The sequence below is a fragment of the uncultured Desulfosarcina sp. genome (assembly GCF_963664155.2).
GTDB lineage: Bacteria > Desulfobacterota > Desulfobacteria > Desulfobacterales > Desulfosarcinaceae > Desulfosarcina.
On sequence record NZ_CAXXXH010000002.1, the window covers coordinates 1,078,427 to 1,096,519 of the forward strand.

The following is an 18,093-nucleotide window of genomic DNA, read 5'->3' on the forward strand; positions in this document are numbered from 1 at the left end:
ACAATCGTATTATAGACAACCGGTGGACATCTGTCAAAAGCATAAATGAAATTCAAATTTAACCTAAGAATAAGCCAATGAAATTTCAGGAAAACGTTTCACGTGAAAACACACTCAGTGGTGTTGAAATTATAAGATCGGCACAATTTGTGGTCAATCCATCAGGTCTCCTTGACGGTGATTCGACTGGAGATCAATCCGTGGAAGAATTGGCCGCCAGATGTCGAAAAGCGCCATCCAAGGTGAACGTGGCAATTGGCACAAACAGCGATACGCCACACGTAACCGGCAAACCAGGTGAATTCGGGCGAAGGACGTCCGACATAGCTGCATCCCCAGGCCTCCCGGTAACAGAGAATTTCAAAAACAATTCCTTCCGGATTGGCAAACGTATGCCGGTAGAAACCGTTGACAATTTTGCGCTCTGCGTTCGACGTAATCATGTGGAGGCATTGGCGACAGACAATTGAATCCTCGGTTGCCACTGATGCCTTGTCTTGAGGTGCTTCAATGGAATTGACATCCACCTTTTCCCGCTTAAGGTCGAGCCGGAACAGATGCAAAAAATGGTTGGGCGTTTGCCGATGGGGTGGATAGAAACCTGCCATTATGTGCGGTGTCTTCATAACCATTTTAAGTTTTTAAGTCGGACGGGAAAAGTGCAACACCTGGATTTTGGGAATTGATTTCCCAACATTGAACAGGCGTCGAAAGGCAGGCTCGCAAATTTTTTTCAGAGGATGGTTCGTCTTGGCGACCCGGTGGCAAAAAGAAGGGGGGGTGCCGGACGCTGACAATCAATTGCTTACATTATCTACCCGCTCTTTCAGTTCTTTTCCACATCTGAAAAAAGGCAGCCGCTTGGACTTGACGGTTACCGATTCACCTGTCTTTGGATTTCTTCCCTTATAAGAACCATACTGTTTAACAAAGATGCTGCCAAACCCTCTGATCTCAACCCGGTCGCCATTTGCGAGCGCGTTGGTCATTTCCCTGAAAAAAAGATCAATCACCCGCTCAGCTTTTTCGCGGGTAAAGCCGTTTTTTCTTTTCAGCGCTTCGATAAGATCCCCCTTGTTCATATGCACCCCCTTGGTATCATGAATTATATCAGCATCGTAAAAGTTTATCGGCGCCTTGTCAACGGGCGGACCATTCCATTGCCATTTTAATATAACCTCTCCGTCTACCAATCCTTGGGGTTAAATTTCACCCCAACGCCGTCTGAGCCGATCCAGGCAATCACACCGGTTACCTCTACGGGAGGATCGAGATAGTGCAGCGGAAATTTCAGCCGGACCACTTCACCGATGCAAAACCGTACTTGGGTTTCAACAAATGCGCCGGAGCGATTCAAATTTTTTATGAGTGCCGAGTCCACGTTTCCAAAATAGCTGAACTCTGAAGCGATCAGACATTGGTTGCGTGCGACTGAACGGTCATTGACCCTCGCCGATTCCGTTTTCATTCCCAAAAACCTGCCCAAATTCACCAACCATCGTTCGATTCCCATGATCTGCCTTTCGTCTATCGCTTTAGAACATCCTGTAGCACAGCAAATCATGGGCCATCTTTTCTAAAAAAGCTTTAATTAATTATATTTTCAAATTGTTAAAAGATTTCAACGATGGCGTGAATAAAGATAACTGAACTTCATATCACAAAAAGTGGGTAATTATTTTCCCAACCAATTCCCTTTTTCTGTGATCTTTTGTTTCAGAATGGGCGCTTCCGGAAATCAGTCGTTTTCACCCGCCCGCAGAATCCATTGACGTTAAGCCATCAGCCCGGACTGTCGATAAATTTTCCGTTTCAAGGCCGTTTGAAATGCAGTCGTTGTGCCGTAAACAATCAGACGTTGGGAGGCACGTGTGGCAGCCGTATATATAATCTCCCGGGTCAGCAGCCGATGCTTTGGATCTTCAGGCAGAAGCAGTAGGATATCGTCAAATTCCGACCCCTGGCTTTTGTGGACGGTCATGGCAAAAGCCAGATCCCAGCCGGTCAGTCCGGAAGCGGGAAAGGTCACAATCTTGCCGGCACGTTTGAAATAGATCTGATACATCCCGTCGGACTCACGCACCACTATCCCCACATCTCCGTTGAACAGGTCCCGAGTATAATCATTGCGGGTAATCATGATCAATGCGCCATTGAACAGACGATGACCCGGACTGCACCCTGGATCGAGAATTTGCCTCAAACCGGCGACAATGCATTCGTTGATCCACCGCGCACCGGTACGGCCGTGGCGCAGCACGGTCAATATTCGACAGCGGTAGGCGATGCCGAAAAGCCTGTTGAGCCGTTCCGTTCGTTTCTCTTCATCCATGGATCCCGACGATTCCGAAAGCCGATTCAGTTGCTTCACCAGCTCAACGTAACTTTCTGTATTTAAATTATTTTTATTAACATACTGGTGAATGATCCAGCGGGCCAGATGCCGGTCCATCGCGTCCCCTTCACCGGCCGTCACAAAGGCCCATTGCCCGGCTTCCAGGGTCAGGGCCCTGTCAAAACCCGTTGGTTTCAACGGAACCGAAAGCCCGCCGTTGATGGCCTGCGCCAGTTCCAGCAGCTGCCCGGCAGAACGATAGACATTGCGCAGTTCCACAAAGTGCCTGACAAACGGACTGCCCGCAGCCGAACTCATGTCTGCCAGCACCGATCCGGCCTCTACCGAAGGCAGTTGATCCTTGTCCCCCATCAGAATCACCCGTGTCCGACCCGGTTCGATGGCCTGGAAGAGCCGGTCCATCATTACCACATCAACCATGGACACCTCGTCCACGGCAATCACCTCAGCCGGAATGGGACGGCGTTCGCCGTATAAGAAACCACCCGTGCGGCTTCGGTACACCAAAAGCTTGTGCAAGGTTGATCCGGTCAAGCGCTCCAGGCCCAGGTCACTGCTTTCAGGGTTGACGATCGTGTCAATACTGGCCATCATTGCTTCGCTCATCCGCTGGGCCGCTCGCCCCGTGGGTGCGGCCAGCATAATCCGTAAGGGATCGATGCCGGTCCGTACCAGAGCCCGGAGAATATTCACCAGCAATGACGTTTTCCCGGTTCCCGGTCCGCCGGAAACGATCAGAAGGGGGACGGTCAGCGCCGCCCGGATGGCATCCACCTGAAACGGATCCTTGACGATCGGCTTTCCGTTAGCGCCCTTGCGGATCACTGCCCCTTCACGGTAGAGATCCTCGATCACCGCCTGAATGGTTTCGTCGGGCAGTTGGCGATCCTCGTGCAGTTCAGAAAAGGCCTTTAACCGCTTCCTCAGCCGTCGTTCATGATAATGGAATTTCTGGAAATAAAGCAACCGGCGACCGGTAGTGCCGTCCAGCACCAGAGGTTTGAATTCACCGATGCCGGTCCGGTCAATCAACTTATCGTAGCAGCCTTCATCCAGGCGGCGCATAAACCCGCTGAACACCTCCAGCGCGGCAGGATCGGCAGTTCGCAGCACGGTTTTTTGAAGATGCTCTCTATCCAGGTTAAGACACAGGCTGCCTTCGCCAAGGGCCGAAAACATCAATCCCAGCATCCCGGTAAGACAGTCATCGCGAGGTTCAGGACCGTAATGGGCCAGATCCCGAATGGTCATCAGGTCCAGGTCTGTAAGTTCCAAGCTCTCGAACAGGGTCGGCAGGACCTTCGTATCCGTGTGTTCCGTATCAAACCCGTAGCGACGGAGTCTGTCGCGTTGGGTCTCTTTTTGACTGTTTACCATTGAAGACCCGCGATCTGTCTTTGGATCGTTTCCTGAAGGGCTTCCAGGGGAAGCAGTTGGTCCGGAGTCACATGAAAAATTCCATCCTGCCCATTGCCACCCATACCTCTGATAAAAAGATAGAACGCACCGCCGAAATGGTCATGCGGCTCGAAACGGTCGCCCAGCTGACGTTTCAGCCATCTCAAGGTGGCGATGGTGTAAAGCTGGTACTGGAGCTCATAACCGGCCGATGCTATCTCCCGGGCCATGGCGGATGGATCGTATCCTTCTTCCAGCCGATTGGATTTCCAGTCAGCGATATAATAGCGTCCCTGCCACAAAAATACCAAATCGATGAATCCCCGGATAACCATTTCCCCGCAGGGATCACCGGAAAAGGTGCACCCGGGTACCCGTATCGTTGTCGGTAAGGGTTCCACCAGGGGAAAATAAAATTCCATTTCATGCCGCCGCTGACTCGGAGACAGCCGCCCCAGAGTCAGCGACGCGTCATTGGCATGGATGGAGGTTCTTAAGGCGGCGGAGACCATCCGGGCAATCTGGGGGGCCCATCGGGGCTCGATCCGGTAAAGCGCGAGAGCCGATTCAACGACCAAACGTGCGCCATCGTCCGCCAGAATGTCCGCCGGGCCGTCCACCACCGTCTGAAAATCGATGTGCTCGAAAATGTGGTGAAACATGGAACCCATACGGGTACCACCGGGAAGGTTATCAGACGGTTCCAGATCACTGGATTCAATGGGAATGATCCCAGCGGGCTCATCATCTTCACGACGAACCGCATCAACCAGCCGAAAAGCGGCTGGCCGGTCAACGCTGTCGCCTGATTGAACCATCCGGTGGCCGATGCTGGAAAAAGATTCAAGGAAAATTTTTCTATTCCTGAAATCAGTATGCGGCGGCAGCAGGTGTCCGGCGGCCAAACGCACCGATTTCTCCCCACCGTTGTCCCAAGCGGGCGTTGGGTCAACCGTTTCCACTGCATGGCCGGAAACATAATGCCATCCGCAACCGGGCGCCGGTGTTCTCCCCTCATTCAAAAATACGTGGCCAATGCTGTGGGAGACGAACCGACAAATGGGTCCCCGCCAGCTGTAGTTTCTGCTGTCGGGATAATAGGGAACGTAAAGCTTGATGCGTGCGCGGGTAAGCGCCACATAATACAAGCGTTTATCTTCGTCTTCAGCTTCTTTTTCCGCCTGGGTTTTGCCGGTGCTGGCCGTCAGGTCGATCACCTTCCGGCAGCTCCGTTCAGGATGTACCGGATCCGTCATATGATACACGTGCATACCGCCCTCATTGCGGACAGTAAGGCCGCCACCGATGAAAACCACCGGAAACTCCAGTCCCTTGCTCACATGCATGGTCAGGATCTGGACCTTGTCGCCGTCATCTTCGATCTGATGAATGTCGTCATCGGATCCGGCGGCGGTGTCGGATCGTCGCAGACTGTCCAGCAAAGCAACCAGCCCTCCCATATCCAGGTTCCCGATATAGCTCGAAACCTCCAGATAATCGAAGAGTTGCTGAAAATTGGTTTCGGTTCGCTCCCACCCGGGATCCATGCAGTGACGGAAAGTCAGGCCTGAATCCTCCATCAACGACTGAAACAACGGTCCCCAGCGACGTCTCCGGGCGTAGGCGTACCAACGGGCCAGCAGGTGTTGGCTGGTATGATCAGCAGGCAGTTCCCACCGAGATTCTAAAGCGACCGGAGAAATGTCGAAAAAAGGAGTCAACAACGCCAGTTTGGCAGAGGAGGCCTGTTCCGGGTTGCAGACCGCACGAAGCACCATGCTCAGCCAGTGGGCTTCCCGGCAGCGAAACAGGCCGGGTTTGCGGTAGTATGTGTAAGGAATGGACGATCCCTTAAGCAGGGGTTCAAGCAGAGCAAACTCCGACTGGCTTCTCACCAGAATGGCGATATCCCCGAAATGAAGGGCACGATCAGAACCATCGCGGCCGGCAATACTGATTCCCCCCTCCCCCATGAGGTACCGGATCTCCTGGCAGATAAACCCGGCCAACAGCGCTTTGGCGGACGCATGGCTTGTCGCCACGGTCAGGTCCATGACATTGAACGGCGGCCGTTGGGATTGATCGCAGCCGATCGTGGCAGGCAGTCGATCGGCATCCGGTGAACCTGACGGGGGGTAGCCGATGTCAAAGGGTCCATTCTTTTCAAGGGGTCCGAACCAGGTCTCGTGGGAAAAAATCCGGTTGAAGCGATCCACCAGCTGCGGTGTGCTGCGCCAATTTACCGTCAGGTCATACAGATTGGCCAGCCCCCTTCGAGCCAGGGATTTCATCTGTTGCCGGGCACCCAGATAGGTGAACACGTCGGCCCCACGAAAGGCATAAATGGCCTGTTTCGGGTCACCGATCAGAAAAAGCCGGTTGGCGGGAGGGTCATCGCGGCTATCGAGGAAAAGGGTGCTGAAAATCTGCCACTGCACATCGTCGGTGTCCTGAAATTCATCTACGAAGGCCACGCGATATCGGTTGCGGATTTTTCGGATTCCTTCGTCGGCCCCCTCTCCTACCAGGAAATCGGCCACCCGGGTAAGCATATCCTGGTAGCTGAGCCACCCGTTTCGCACCTTCATGGCGCGGGCCTCTTCCCGCAATTGGCGCACCGCGTTCAGCATCAGCGCATGGGAAAGACGTGCAAACAAGCTGAGCAGCTCATCGAGCCGGTGCGCGATCACCTCCAGGTTGGGGCATTCGCGCAGGTTTTCGCCGGCCTTCAGCCATTTCTGAGGGACCAGACGGTCAATATTCCGCTCGCCGGACGAATGGCGCACGCCGAGAGTTGCAACAAGCGCCATGAAATCGGAGAGCGGACAGGCGTCGGCATCCACCCTGTCCAGCCCTCGTTCAAGGGGTTCCACCATATCCCGGATGATGGCGGCTTTGGTCCGCGCGTTGATGTTGAGCCGGCCATATCCGTCCGAAAATCGTGGTGGCCGCCCCACCATGGATTTGAGTGCAAGCAACGTCTGCCTGGCCGCCTGCCACAGGTCGTCAACATCCAGCTCTGCAGGGTCGGGAATCAGCATTTCGCGAGCCGGGTCATGGGAAAGCCGGTGGGTCAGGTTAAGGGTAGTCTGTACGAAGCCATCGGCGCGGGCTGAAAAGTTGGACAGGGCCAGCAGCGTTTCCAGGCGCCGGCCGTATCGGCGGGGCCAGTCCGAACGCATCTGCGCCCGAAGCAGTTTCTCCAGCAACGGGCCGTCGTCGATCACCTCCTGCTGGAACAGGTTTCCGGTTTCAAAGGGAAATTCCTTAAGCAGCGTATGGCAGAATCCATGGATGGTAAAGATGGCGGCATTATCAAAACCATCCAGGGTTTCCCTTAATTTTTTCCGGACGGCATCGTCCAGATGCTCATCTCCGTCCAGTGTCGCTTCGATTTTCTGGCGGATGCGCAGCTTCAGTTCACTGGTAGCCTTTTCGGTAAAGGTCACCAGCAGGATATTCTCCAGATTGAGTTCCAGGTCTTCCTTCAGCAGGCGAACCACCAGGTTTTCGATGGTATACGTCTTTCCCGTGCCGGCGGATGCTTCCACCAGGGCATGACGGGAAAGATCCATCGCGTCGATGTCGCCGATGGGATGAAAAACGGTGGGTGATGAATCGATCATGGTAAAAACACCCGGAAACGCTGCCTGGCCCGGTCAAGGATGTCCGCCGTCACCACCGCCCCGGTCAGTTCTGCCCGTAAATCCGCCGCCGCTTGCATGGTTTCAGACAGTGATTCGTAAAATACATGTCGGTCGGCATCATCCACCCTATCCTGACCGATCAATGTCCGCAGTCCGGCTTGGTCAAAGAGGGTCTCGAAAGGCAGCCATGCCAACGGCGATGGTGTAAAAAAGTCTCTTACCAGTCCGGTAAGATAGTCTGCGGATCGCTTCGGGTCCAACGTATAATCGAGATTCAGCACGTGCTCCCGGTAGATGACATGCACAGCCATGCGGTTGACATCCGACCAGGGACAGGGTTCGCCGCCCGCGGATATGGCCATCAATGTCAGCAGGGGGGCGATGACATATTTATCCGGAAACCGGGACCGTCGGTTGGAACCGGTAACCACCAGGCAGTGCCAGGCATCATCGGTTGTCTGCCAGACCCATGGAATGCCTCCACTAAGTTCAACAGTCCGCGGAAAACCGCGGGAGTCGGAGTCGGCCAGATCGATCGAAACCGGATTGAAACTGAGCTGAACCCCGTCGGTCTCCACGAAATCTTCCGTGGCCGTCCCGACCAACACGGCGGAAAAGAGCCGGCGCGCCGAGTGCATCTGGTCGACGAAGGGATACAGCTTCTCTCCGACCGCCAGCACCTGTTCTTTCAATTTGGATTTATCATGAACGGCAAAAGCGCCGGCCGGGACTCTGCTTTTGCGGGACAGATCCGCATAAATCGATTCGAATTCTGCGTCCAATCGGGCGATTGACGGTTGGTTGAAAGAACCGCTGAGCTGGGCAACCAGCCAGTTTTGCACCGGGGCGGTGCGGATTTCAAAGTCGATCGGGAATTGGGACGCCAGGGGTTCATCCGCCATTTCAGCCAGTTCAGCCGTTGGATCGATCTGTTCATCAATTCCCATGTGATACCGCCCGATCACTTCAACCGGGTCCAACAGAAAGCGTCTTAACAGGCCAAAAGTGAGCGAAGTGACATCGGCGGGTTCGCTGTCCGGTGAAGGTCTCGGCAATGCAAAATCCGGGCAGTACCGGGCAGCCGTTTCCAGATCTGAGGGTGTCGCCTGGTCCACAAATGCTTGCCACCGTCCGCTGCGGCGATAGCAGCTGAGCCGTTGGGCATCACTGGCGTTGACCATCACATCGGACCAGTCGTTGATGGCATCCGGTGATAGGTAAGCCGGATTGTCGGCTTTGATGGGGATCTGGCTGAACCTGAACGGTTGACCACCCATAATCTGCTGCTCCACGTACCGCTGCAGCTGGTGGACCACGGAACCGGGTGCCAGGTCGCGATCCTTTTGAAGATCACGGGACACATAGCTCAGGTATAATTTGCGGCGCACGGATATCAGGATTTCCAGGAAAAGGTATCGATTGCGTTCGGCATGGGTAATGTCACCGATGCGGCGCTTTCTGCAACGCAAATCCAGCAGGCTTTCCTGCACACGTCCGGGAAAGCGACCCTCTTCCAGTCCCAGCACATAGACCACGGCAAACGGAATCGGCCGCATGGGCATCAGGGCGGAAACGGTCACACCGCCGGTAAGATAGTCACCCTGGCCGCCGGTGATCCCTTCCAGGTGGGACCGCACGAATAACCACAGCGCATCGGCCGTCAACGGGCGGCCGGGTTGCAACTGACCCAGCGCATCGTAGCGCACGAAATGGTCAAAGGCCCCCAGCAGCGATTGATAGACGGTTTCTTCTCCCCGCATCTCCGCAGATATCTCGATGAACTGGTCCACCACCCGGAAAAAGGCATCCCGCCACTCCTTTGCCGAGGCAGATTCGATCCTTAGCCTTCCCACTGCCTGATGCAGCGATTCCACAATCTGGCAGAATTTTTCCAGAAGCCGGTCATCTCCCGTGCTAATGTCGGTAAACGGCACGATACCGTTGAAATGGGGTCTGGGAGAACCGGCAGCGGCGGATGGCACCGTCATGATGCGGGAGATCCGCAGCCGCTCCAACCCTTGACGCCAGGAAAAAAGACCGCCCGAAGGGGTCTCGTCGACGTGGGTTGCCTTATTTTCATAACCGTGAAAGATACCCAGCGCGTCGGCCCAGCCGATCCAGATGGACAGCGCTTCCGGTCCGTATCTCCACCGCTGCATGACACATGGGTTTCGCAGGAGAACGAACACCTCTTTTCTGGAAAAAGTGCCGCGGGACAGCTCCATCACAGCCAGAACTGCCTGGGCGAAAACACTTTCCGTCCGAACGTTCGAATCCACCAGATTATAGGCGATCCGTTGCGGCTGACGGCTGAAAACCGAATCCACAACGGGTTTGTACCGTGACATGTCGGATACCATCACGGCGATATCCGTCATACGCAGATCCGGATCGGATTCCAGGTTGTATAGGATGCTGTTGTATACGGTTTCCACTTCCCGTCGAATACCTGGACAGGCCGTGATCTGAAGCGAGGTGTCCTGCCTCAGCAGCAAGGGTTTGTCACCCTGATCCTCGAGGGTCAGCAGCCCATGCCCAATGGCAGCGAGCACAGTGCTTGCTTTCGGGATTTCTGAAAAGCCGGCGTGGAAATCGTAATCGGTCAGTTGGCAAAGCAGGCGGATGCTCTCCCGGCCGGGTTTTCCCCAAGCGGACAAAAGGGCATGGTCGGCTTCCGAAAAAAGGTCGCTGGCTGACCATTCATTCTCACTGAGCTTCAGGCCGCTGACCTTTTTCCGTTGGATCCATCTTTTTTCAAAGGGCGTCTTGATGTCTTCCCAATATTCACGGGACGGATTGAGGCTGTATACATGGATGTGGAAAAAAGATTTGAGCCGGGACAGCAGCTGCAAATGAAAGGGGGATATGTGAGACAGCCCGAAGAAATGGATCCGCGGAAAGATACGGCGGCCATTTGGTTTTCCTGCGGCATCTGGATAGAGGACATTCTGGGCGTATTCGGCCATGGAACGAAGGGGATGGCCGGTCGACCGGCCCAGTTGGTCTTTCAGGGACAGCATTTTCCGGTAAATCCAGCGCTGGCAGCCTTCCATGGCATCGGCAGCCTCGCAGTCCGTCAGCCATCGCTGGATCATATCCGACCGATGGTATTCATATTCCTGGAACAGCCGGGCCAACTCCTCGGATAGCTGCCAGCAGCGGATTTCAATATCCCTGCGCGCATCTCCATCGGCCAAACGAAGATAGGGAATAACGGGAACCAAGTCCGGTATCGACCGGTCCTGTGCCATAAGGATAAAAAACAGCAGGATTTTCAGGTTGTCCTTATCCAGCATGTGGAGACCGGGATCCGGGTTGGGATCGATGGACCGGATCATCCGCCACAGCCCGGCTTCCAGGTACTGAAACTCAACGTTCATAAAAATGGCGGATTTGCGGGCAAGGGTGAGCTTGATCCACTTGGAGAGGTTCATGTTGGGAACGATCACCACCGGCGGTTCCAGAATATTGGCGTCCAAGCCTTCCGGATTCAAGTTGTCATGAAGTTTGTGTGCCAGAGGCAGCAGCTGATTGCTGAAATAAAGGTCAACGCCCATGGGTCGAATGTTCCGAAAATCCAAGTATCATGATTATACATGGTGTTGGAAAAACGATGGCGCTTGGCCATCCGTCGTTAAACTATCAGGGCAGGTTGCTTTTTGCAATTTTCATTTATATGGAAGCATCATCGAAATGCTCCGGCGGGAAAAAACGTCTCGGGCGGGTTTGATTTCGTGGACGGCCGGATCATAGGGGACAGGCCACCATCCTGGGTAAAACCTAATTTTCATTGGGCTACCGGGGGGGGACCGATCACTCAACCGGCATTCTTTATTTTCAATTTATGTTCAGCATGCGTCATCCCCCTATCCACCTTATTTGCATGGACTTGTTTTTAAAGATCACGCGTTCAGTCAGTCATTAAAAGTGCGAATTTTGTAATACCACTTTGTGATATTATCTTCCCAACGCGATCCACGCTGGCCCAAACCAATCCCCCTCAGGATACGCACCCCCCGGGGGATCGGTTTCTGCATCAGGGGTATTCAATCAAAATTAATAGCGACCGTGGTTATCAGCGACCCACACCCGATCTTGGATCCAGTGACCATCTGAGGTTTCCACCTCCATCCAATGTCCCGAAACCCAACGACCGTTTCGATTGTAGTGCCCCGGATTCCATACCCTTTCGTAGATTGGGGGAACCCAGGTTTTCTGCCATTCCCAATGACCGCAACGGTGCTCAGGGCCATGGTTGTCCCCATAGATCCGTTCCGGTTCAACATAGACGACCTCCGGCCGATGTACGGCCATATGTGACTGGTATATGGCATGACCCAGAATCGCCGCTCCTATGCCGATGGCGACCCCCTCCCATCGATGACTCTGTTTGCTTCCCGCCAGCGCGGAAGAGGAAACCAATGCAATTCCGAACAGGGCAATGACCAGACTGATGAGTAGCTTATTCGTTTTCATGGTAAACCTCCTTTTGCATTGTCGTTGCCCCATTAGACACCGCATTTCAAAAAAAGTTCAACGAGATCGGCTTTTTTTTAAGCGGACAAACGGAAACCGATGCAAATTTCAACTATCTGCATTTTTTTGGGTTTTCTATTTTTTAACGGCTGATATGGGAAGGTCGATCCGGATTGAGGATCGCTGCTTTCAATAGGCGCTTGAAATTTTAAAGATGAGATTGCCGTTCTGATAGGTGGGACCGCCGACGAACAGGCTCCCCCGATTGAGCAGCTGGATCTGGGTTTCAAAAACAGTCCGTTTCTGTTTCATCATCCGCAGAGTAATGTCAGCTCGATTGCCTTGGATTTTATGGGGTGTAATCTTCAGTCGGCGTTCACCGGGTAGAGACACCATGCCTGACTGGCCGACGCTCAAGTTGAGGCTTTCGCTGCTGAGCAGCCGGTAAGAGGTGTAGTTGAACATGGATTGCAATTCGCCGATGTGTCGTTTCAGCTGCGGATCGACCACGTTGTCATTGCGCGCGGCAAGGATGGTCTCCACGCTGATCCGGCAGTTTTCTTTAGCCAACGGGGTGTCGGGGGCGCTGTAACAGGATAGTGTCAATACCGCAAACACCAGCAGACAGCGAAATCTAAATCGCATTCTTTTCACTTTCCACGTCCGTGTCTTCGTTGTACCAGAGGATGGTTTGTCGCGTTTTGGGAGTTTCGAAAATCATAACAGATGACATCGATCCTGTAAAAGAATTTATGATTGCGCTGGGCACTGGTGTCGGTGCCGGTTTTCCCACGAAATTGGAATAGACGAAAAAGATCAACAGACTGGCCGTTACGGCGGCAGGGATGGCGTATTTCAAGGAAGCGACAAACCGGGAGATGCCACTGCGGGAACGATGTTGCCGGAGGGCCTTGTTGAGCACCTGTTTTTCAAGGGCGATAAAATCCACCGATTCCGTAACCCGATGAACCCGGTCGCGAAGATCCTGGGAAAAGGCCGCCATGGCATCGACCCGGCGGCGGCATGGCCGGCACCCCGCGAGATGGGCTTCTATCCGTGCTTTTTCTCCGGCGTCCAGATCTCCGTCCAGATATCGGTCTATCAGGATTTCATCGCAGGCGTTTGAATAGGGATGGGTCATATTTCCTCCTCAATCAGCGGCTGCAGGATCTCCTGGAGACGTTTGCGTGCATGGAACAAGCGAGACCGCACGGTTCCCAGCTTGATCCCGGTGGCATCGGCAATCGCTTCATAGGAGAGGCCCTCCAGTTCCCTGAGCACGAAAACGGTTCTGGCCTGATCCGGAAGCATTTTTAGGGCATTGTCGATCTGCTGATGGGTTTGCGCGTTGGCTAACCTGGTTTCCGGCGAGGGGCAGTCACTTTCGGGTTCTACCGCCGGAAGATCATCGGCGCTGTCGGTGGAAAGGTGCAGCCATTTGAATCGCCGGGCCCATCGACGCTTCCAGTTCAGGCAACGGTTTACCGTAATACGGTGCAGCCACGTGGCCAGTGACGCATCCCCCCTGAAATCGCCGATGGTACGATAAACCTGCAGAAAAACCTCCTGCGTGATGTCCTGACTCTCCTCGGCGTCGAGGGTGATACCAAACGCGATGGAGAAAATTTTTTTGCGAAACCGGCGAACCAACAGCTGAAAGGCCCATTCGTCACCCCGTTGCAGCCGCAGGATCAGTTCCTCGTCGTGCACAATTCTGTTTTGTATGGTTTTAGACACCGGTCAGGAAAAAAAGTTCAATATTTTTTAGGTTTTATGGCGGCGGCACAAACCGGCGTCATTCAAAACATCGGGAACGGGTGCACCGCAGACGGTGCGGGTATATCCGGCCGATCTGATCCTTACGTCAGAGAGGGCTGAATAGTAGATTCATTTGGTAACCGGGTCAAATGGATTTTGCAGACTATTTCAGATTTATGGTTTACTGCCATTTCAAAACGAACCGCGAAAACGAGCCACGGCCCGATGCATGCGGCGATGTGAGCTTTCACCCATAAAAAAATGGGGCCTATCTACCAAAAAAATTAAAGCGATCCATATATCTGCCGATAGTGACTGCATGCGAAAGTGTTTTGCTATTTTGCAGGCAGGTTTCATCCTGCAAACAGGATAGATACGGTCGACGCATGATGCGTAACCATTAATCGTTCCGATTCTAATACAATTCGTGGAGGTCATGATGAAACGCAGATGGTTTTCAATTCTTTTCGCTGTTCTGGTTCTTTTGTGCATGGTCAATGTTTCTCTGGCCGGGGACACCGTCAAAATCGGCATCCTGGCTAAAAATGGTCCGGCAAAAGCGCTGAGTCAATGGAAAGCAACCGGCGACTACCTGACGGCTTCGCTTCCGGGAAACCAGTTTGAAATCGTTCCGCTTGATTTCAAGGAAGTCAACCCGGCGATCGAGCAGGGCTCCGTCGCTTTTTTTCTGGTCAACTCATCCATGTTCGTAGAGGCCAAGGTACGCTATGGCGCGGTAGAAGTGGCCACCATGATCAATTCCCGGCAGGGGAACCCATTGAAGGCCTTTGGCGGCGTGATCATCACCACCGCGGACAACGATGGTATCAACGAAGTGAAGGATCTGAAGGGCAAAACCTTCATGGCCGTTTCCAAATCCTCATTCGGTGGATGGCAGATGGCCTACAAGGAGATCCTGGATGCCGGCGTCGATCCGTTCACCGATTTTGGAAAGCTCGAGTTTGGCGGCAAACATGAAAATGTGGTACTGGCCGTCCTGAACGGCGGTGTAGAGGCTGGAACCGTCAGGACAGACACCTTGGAGCGGATGGCGGCCGGCGGCAGCATTTTCATGGATGACTTCAAGGTGGTCAATAAACAGGCGCATCCGGGTTTTCCCTTCGTCTGCAGCACCACCCTCTATCCAGAATGGCCCCTGGCAAGGATTGCGGCTACACCTGTCGATCTGTCCGACAAAGTGGTGAACGCGCTGATGAAACTCAAACCGGAAGATCCAGCGGCCAAAACTGCCAAGGTCATCGGATGGTCGAAAGCCCTGGACTATGGCCCGGTAGAGGATCTTCAGAAGAAATTAAAAATCGGCGCATATGCCGAAAAGTAGATCGGCCGCCCAGATCGTTTGGGTCCCTGGGGACATGTCTTCAACGCCTTTTCCCGTTTTCGGTGTCTTGGGAGCGGGAATAGGTCAGTGACATTCATTCTCATGGCCACTCACTGCAGGAAATTTTAGCGAACCTGTCTTCCGTCAAAACGATGAAAAGGCCTCCATCATGCTTAACCAATTAAAATCACGGACCAGTCAAATTCACCTCGGAGTTCGCGGAAAGCTGCTGTTACCCACTGTAGCGACGTTGATTATTGTCATTACCGGTCTGTCGTTGACGCTGGTAGCGGTGCAGCAGCGGCTCAACCGAACCATGCGACAGGGCATTGAACAGACGCTCGGCACGGCCAACGCAGAGATCAGCAGGGATTTGAAGACGCTTAAAAGCGATATCGACAAATCCCTGACCGACATGTCCCAAGCGTCGAGTTCCGAACTCTCCCGGTCAACTACCCGGGCTTTGGAGAAGCAGAAAGCCAGAATTGAATATGACTGGGAGGCGATGATGATGGAAAGCGGCGAGTCCATCGCCCTCCTCATGGCCAGGGTCGCCCCGAATGCCATTATCGGTAAAGATTTTCAGGCATTGAACAGTTATGTGAATGCGGTACTTCAAAATCCTAATGTCATCTATGCCTTTTATTTCAGACCTGATGGACAGTTGCTCACCCGATTTATCGATCAGAAAAACGAAAAAATCCAGACCTATCTCAAAGGTGAAGGAAAAAATCGTTACAGCAAGATTCTGACCGGTGCGAAGAATGACAACGGTGTCATGATCGTCAATAAGACCATCAAGTTCGAAGATAATGTGTTGGGCTCTATCGAGTTGTGCATCAACAAGGCATCGGTGATGCAAAGAATCAGCGAGATGTCCGAACGCTTCTCCGAGCTGGTGGAGAGCAACAAATCGCTGTCCGCATCGGTCTTGAAGACCGAAGCGCAGAAAGTCCAGGAGGGTGTCGGCACCACCGTTGGCGCAATTATCAAGAAGAATCAAACGACTGCCGAAGCCACCACCGACACGCTGAAGCAAGCCAGTACGGCCATGATCATGAAGACCAAACAGGTTAACGTCTCCGGTGGCATCATCTGCATCGTGCTGGTGGCCACCATCCTGTTTTTTATCATTCAACGGGTGATAATGCCCTTAAAACAGACTCTGATCGTGGTGAAGGACATTGCCGAAGGTGAAGGCGACTTGACCATCCGCCTAAATGTGGACAGCAAAGACGAGGTTGGAGAACTGTCCAAATGGTTCAACATTTTTCTCGATAAACTCCAGGGCATCATCGCGGATATTGCCGGTACTGCCGGCGCCCTGGGAACCTCGTCGGATTCCTTATCCAACCTGTCCGGAAAATTGTCCGAAGGGGCACAGAACATGTCGGGGCTGTCGTCCACGGTGGCGTCTGCCGCGGAGGAGATGAGCGTGAACATGAATACGGTGGCCTCCTCTAGCAGCGAAACAGCCACCAATGTCAACATGGTGGCCTCGGCGGCTGAAGAGATGACCGCCACGATTAATGAAATCGCCATGAACTCGGAAAAAGCCCGAAATATCTCCGAAGCAGCCGTGACTCAGGCCGAAGAGGCCACATCGCGCATGGGCAGATTAGATCAGGCGGCCCAGTCTATCGGTAAAGTGACCCAGACCATCACCGAAATCTCCGACCAAACCAACCTATTGGCTCTGAATGCCACCATCGAAGCGGCGCGTGCCGGCGACGTCGGCAAAGGATTCGCCGTAGTCGCCAATGAAATCAAGGAACTGGCCAAGCAGACGGCGGCCGCCACGCTGGAAATCCGCAACCAGATCGAAGGAATACAGGGGTCCACCTCTGAAACCATCACCCAGATCGACAAGATTTCCCAGGTCATCAACAGCGTTAACGAAATTGTATCCACCATCGCCACGGCAGTGGAAGAGCAGTCGGTTACCACCAAGGAGATCGCCGGAAATGTGGCTCAGGCATCCCAGGGAATTCAGGATGTCAACGAAAACGTCACCCAGAGCAGTTTGGTTTCCGGTGAAATTGCCAAGGAGATCGCCGGAGTCAATGAAGTATCCACTCAACTCTCCGGCAACAGTACGCAGGTGAACCAAAGCGCCGATGAACTTTATCGCCTGGCCAACCAGTTGAATACGCTGGTGGGAAAATTCAAGTACCGGAAAGCATAAACGGACGATTCAGTCGGAATAATTTGGAATAAAGAAAGGGGCTGAAAAAGCCGCCCCTTTCTTTATCTATTTGGCAATGCATGATCTCATTGGTTATGAGTAAAAGCAACGCGTTGTCATCCCTGGGCATTAGGATTGATGCGGATTTCCACCCGGCGGTTCATCTGGCGTCCTTCCGGTGTGGCGTTGGTGGCCACCGGACGGCTCTTTCCGTAACCGATGATATTGATCCGGTATTCCTGAACACCTCGCTGCACCAAGAGATTTTTCACGCTGGTGGCACGACGCTCGGAAAGCTGCTGGTTGTATGTTTCTGAACCGGTGCTGTCCGTGTGACCTTCCACCAGGATCGAGGTCTGAGGATACTTGATCATGATCTGGGCGATTCGGTCCAATTCATTGAACAGGCCGGGCCGGACGACATCGGAATCCAGATCGAAGCTGACGTCCCCTTTCAGGGTAATCGCCAATAGTTCCCCTTCCCGCCTCACGGCCGCCGCATCGGAAGCCGCCAGGGCATTGCGCATCTCCGCTTCCTGCTTGTCCATCATTTTACCGACACCGGCACCGGCAGCAGCACCCACGGCAGCACCGGCAGCAGCGCCGATGAGTGTTCCCTGGGTGTTTCGACCAATGGCCTGGCCCAATACAGCACCGGCCACCGCTCCACCGGCAGCACCATAGGCAGCCCCTTTTCCGGTTTTGGTCTCGGGTGTTGCACAGCCATTCAACGCGAACATCCCTATCATAACAATCAGTATCCATTTTTTCATTGTTGCGATATCCTCCCTCTCCCAAAATGTATGGGCTTTAATCATCATAATAAACGACGCTTATCGATTTCTCCAACGGTTGCCAATATAAATCAGGCAATCAGGGATGTCTAAGTTTATTTTGACGAACGGGCCGGGGCATCCATTCTGCAGATGCT

At 53.5% G+C, this 18,093-nt stretch carries 13 protein-coding genes; 2 read left to right on the top strand and 11 right to left on the bottom strand.

Translation table 11 applies throughout. From position 1 onward, the window contains the following. Positions 1-161: 161 nt before the first annotated feature. The 10 genes from ACHZBS_RS28970 to ACHZBS_RS29015 all read right to left on the bottom strand — a co-directional run bounded on the left by ACHZBS_RS28970 (position 162) and on the right by ACHZBS_RS29015 (position 13,587). Positions 162-608, bottom strand: a complete 447-nt coding sequence (locus tag ACHZBS_RS28970) for a cereblon family protein (protein WP_319410016.1) — start codon at positions 606-608, stop codon at positions 162-164. Between the two features lie 189 nt (positions 609-797). Then, the gene (locus tag ACHZBS_RS28975) at positions 798-1,193 is read right to left on the bottom strand and encodes an HU family DNA-binding protein (RefSeq protein ID WP_319410017.1); all 396 of its coding nucleotides are present in this window, start codon (positions 1,191-1,193) and stop codon (positions 798-800) included. Continuing rightward, on the bottom strand, positions 1,187-1,468 hold the full coding sequence (locus tag ACHZBS_RS28980) for a PilZ domain-containing protein (protein WP_319410018.1): 282 nt from the start codon (positions 1,466-1,468) through the stop codon (positions 1,187-1,189). Before ACHZBS_RS28980 ends, ACHZBS_RS28975 begins: the two co-directional genes overlap by 7 nt. 306 nt (positions 1,469-1,774) lie before the next feature. Continuing rightward, positions 1,775-3,733, bottom strand: a complete 1,959-nt coding sequence (recD, locus tag ACHZBS_RS28985; RefSeq protein WP_319410019.1) for an exodeoxyribonuclease V subunit alpha — start codon at positions 3,731-3,733, stop codon at positions 1,775-1,777. Continuing rightward, entirely contained in the window at positions 3,727-7,380 is a 3,654-nt protein-coding gene (locus ACHZBS_RS28990; protein WP_319410020.1) for a UvrD-helicase domain-containing protein, read from the bottom strand. The genes recD and ACHZBS_RS28990 overlap by 7 nt, the downstream gene beginning before the upstream one ends. Further along, a complete protein-coding gene (locus ACHZBS_RS28995; protein ID WP_319410021.1) occupies positions 7,377-10,958 on the bottom strand; it encodes an exodeoxyribonuclease V subunit gamma in 3,582 nt (1,193 codons plus the stop codon). The genes ACHZBS_RS28990 and ACHZBS_RS28995 overlap by 4 nt, the downstream gene beginning before the upstream one ends. A gap of 499 nt (positions 10,959-11,457) precedes the next feature. Then, positions 11,458-11,877, bottom strand: a complete 420-nt coding sequence (locus ACHZBS_RS29000; RefSeq protein ID WP_319410022.1) for a hypothetical protein — start codon at positions 11,875-11,877, stop codon at positions 11,458-11,460. Between the two features lie 189 nt (positions 11,878-12,066). After that, positions 12,067-12,522, bottom strand: a complete 456-nt coding sequence (locus ACHZBS_RS29005; RefSeq protein WP_319410023.1) for a hypothetical protein — start codon at positions 12,520-12,522, stop codon at positions 12,067-12,069. Continuing rightward, positions 12,512-13,018, bottom strand: a complete 507-nt coding sequence (locus ACHZBS_RS29010) for a zf-HC2 domain-containing protein (RefSeq protein ID WP_319410024.1) — start codon at positions 13,016-13,018, stop codon at positions 12,512-12,514. The genes ACHZBS_RS29005 and ACHZBS_RS29010 overlap by 11 nt, the downstream gene beginning before the upstream one ends. Further along, positions 13,015-13,587: a sigma-70 family RNA polymerase sigma factor gene (locus ACHZBS_RS29015; RefSeq protein WP_319410025.1), complete on the bottom strand. Its 573-nt coding sequence runs from the start codon at positions 13,585-13,587 to the stop codon at positions 13,015-13,017. Before ACHZBS_RS29015 ends, ACHZBS_RS29010 begins: the two co-directional genes overlap by 4 nt. A gap of 484 nt (positions 13,588-14,071) precedes the next feature. On the opposite strand from ACHZBS_RS29015, the gene ACHZBS_RS29020 reads away from it, so the two are divergent. Both ACHZBS_RS29020 and ACHZBS_RS29025 read left to right on the top strand, forming a co-directional pair. After that, positions 14,072-14,977, top strand: coding sequence for a PhnD/SsuA/transferrin family substrate-binding protein (locus tag ACHZBS_RS29020; protein WP_319410026.1), 906 nt, complete (start codon positions 14,072-14,074; stop codon positions 14,975-14,977). A 169-nt stretch (positions 14,978-15,146) separates the two neighbouring features. Further along, the gene (locus ACHZBS_RS29025) at positions 15,147-17,162 is read left to right on the top strand and encodes a HAMP domain-containing methyl-accepting chemotaxis protein (protein ID WP_319410027.1); all 2,016 of its coding nucleotides are present in this window, start codon (positions 15,147-15,149) and stop codon (positions 17,160-17,162) included. A gap of 116 nt (positions 17,163-17,278) precedes the next feature. Here ACHZBS_RS29025 and ACHZBS_RS29030 read toward each other — a convergent pair whose 3' ends face one another. Further along, entirely contained in the window at positions 17,279-17,935 is a 657-nt protein-coding gene (locus tag ACHZBS_RS29030; protein ID WP_319410028.1) for an OmpA family protein, read from the bottom strand. Positions 17,936-18,093: the final 158 nt, after the last annotated feature.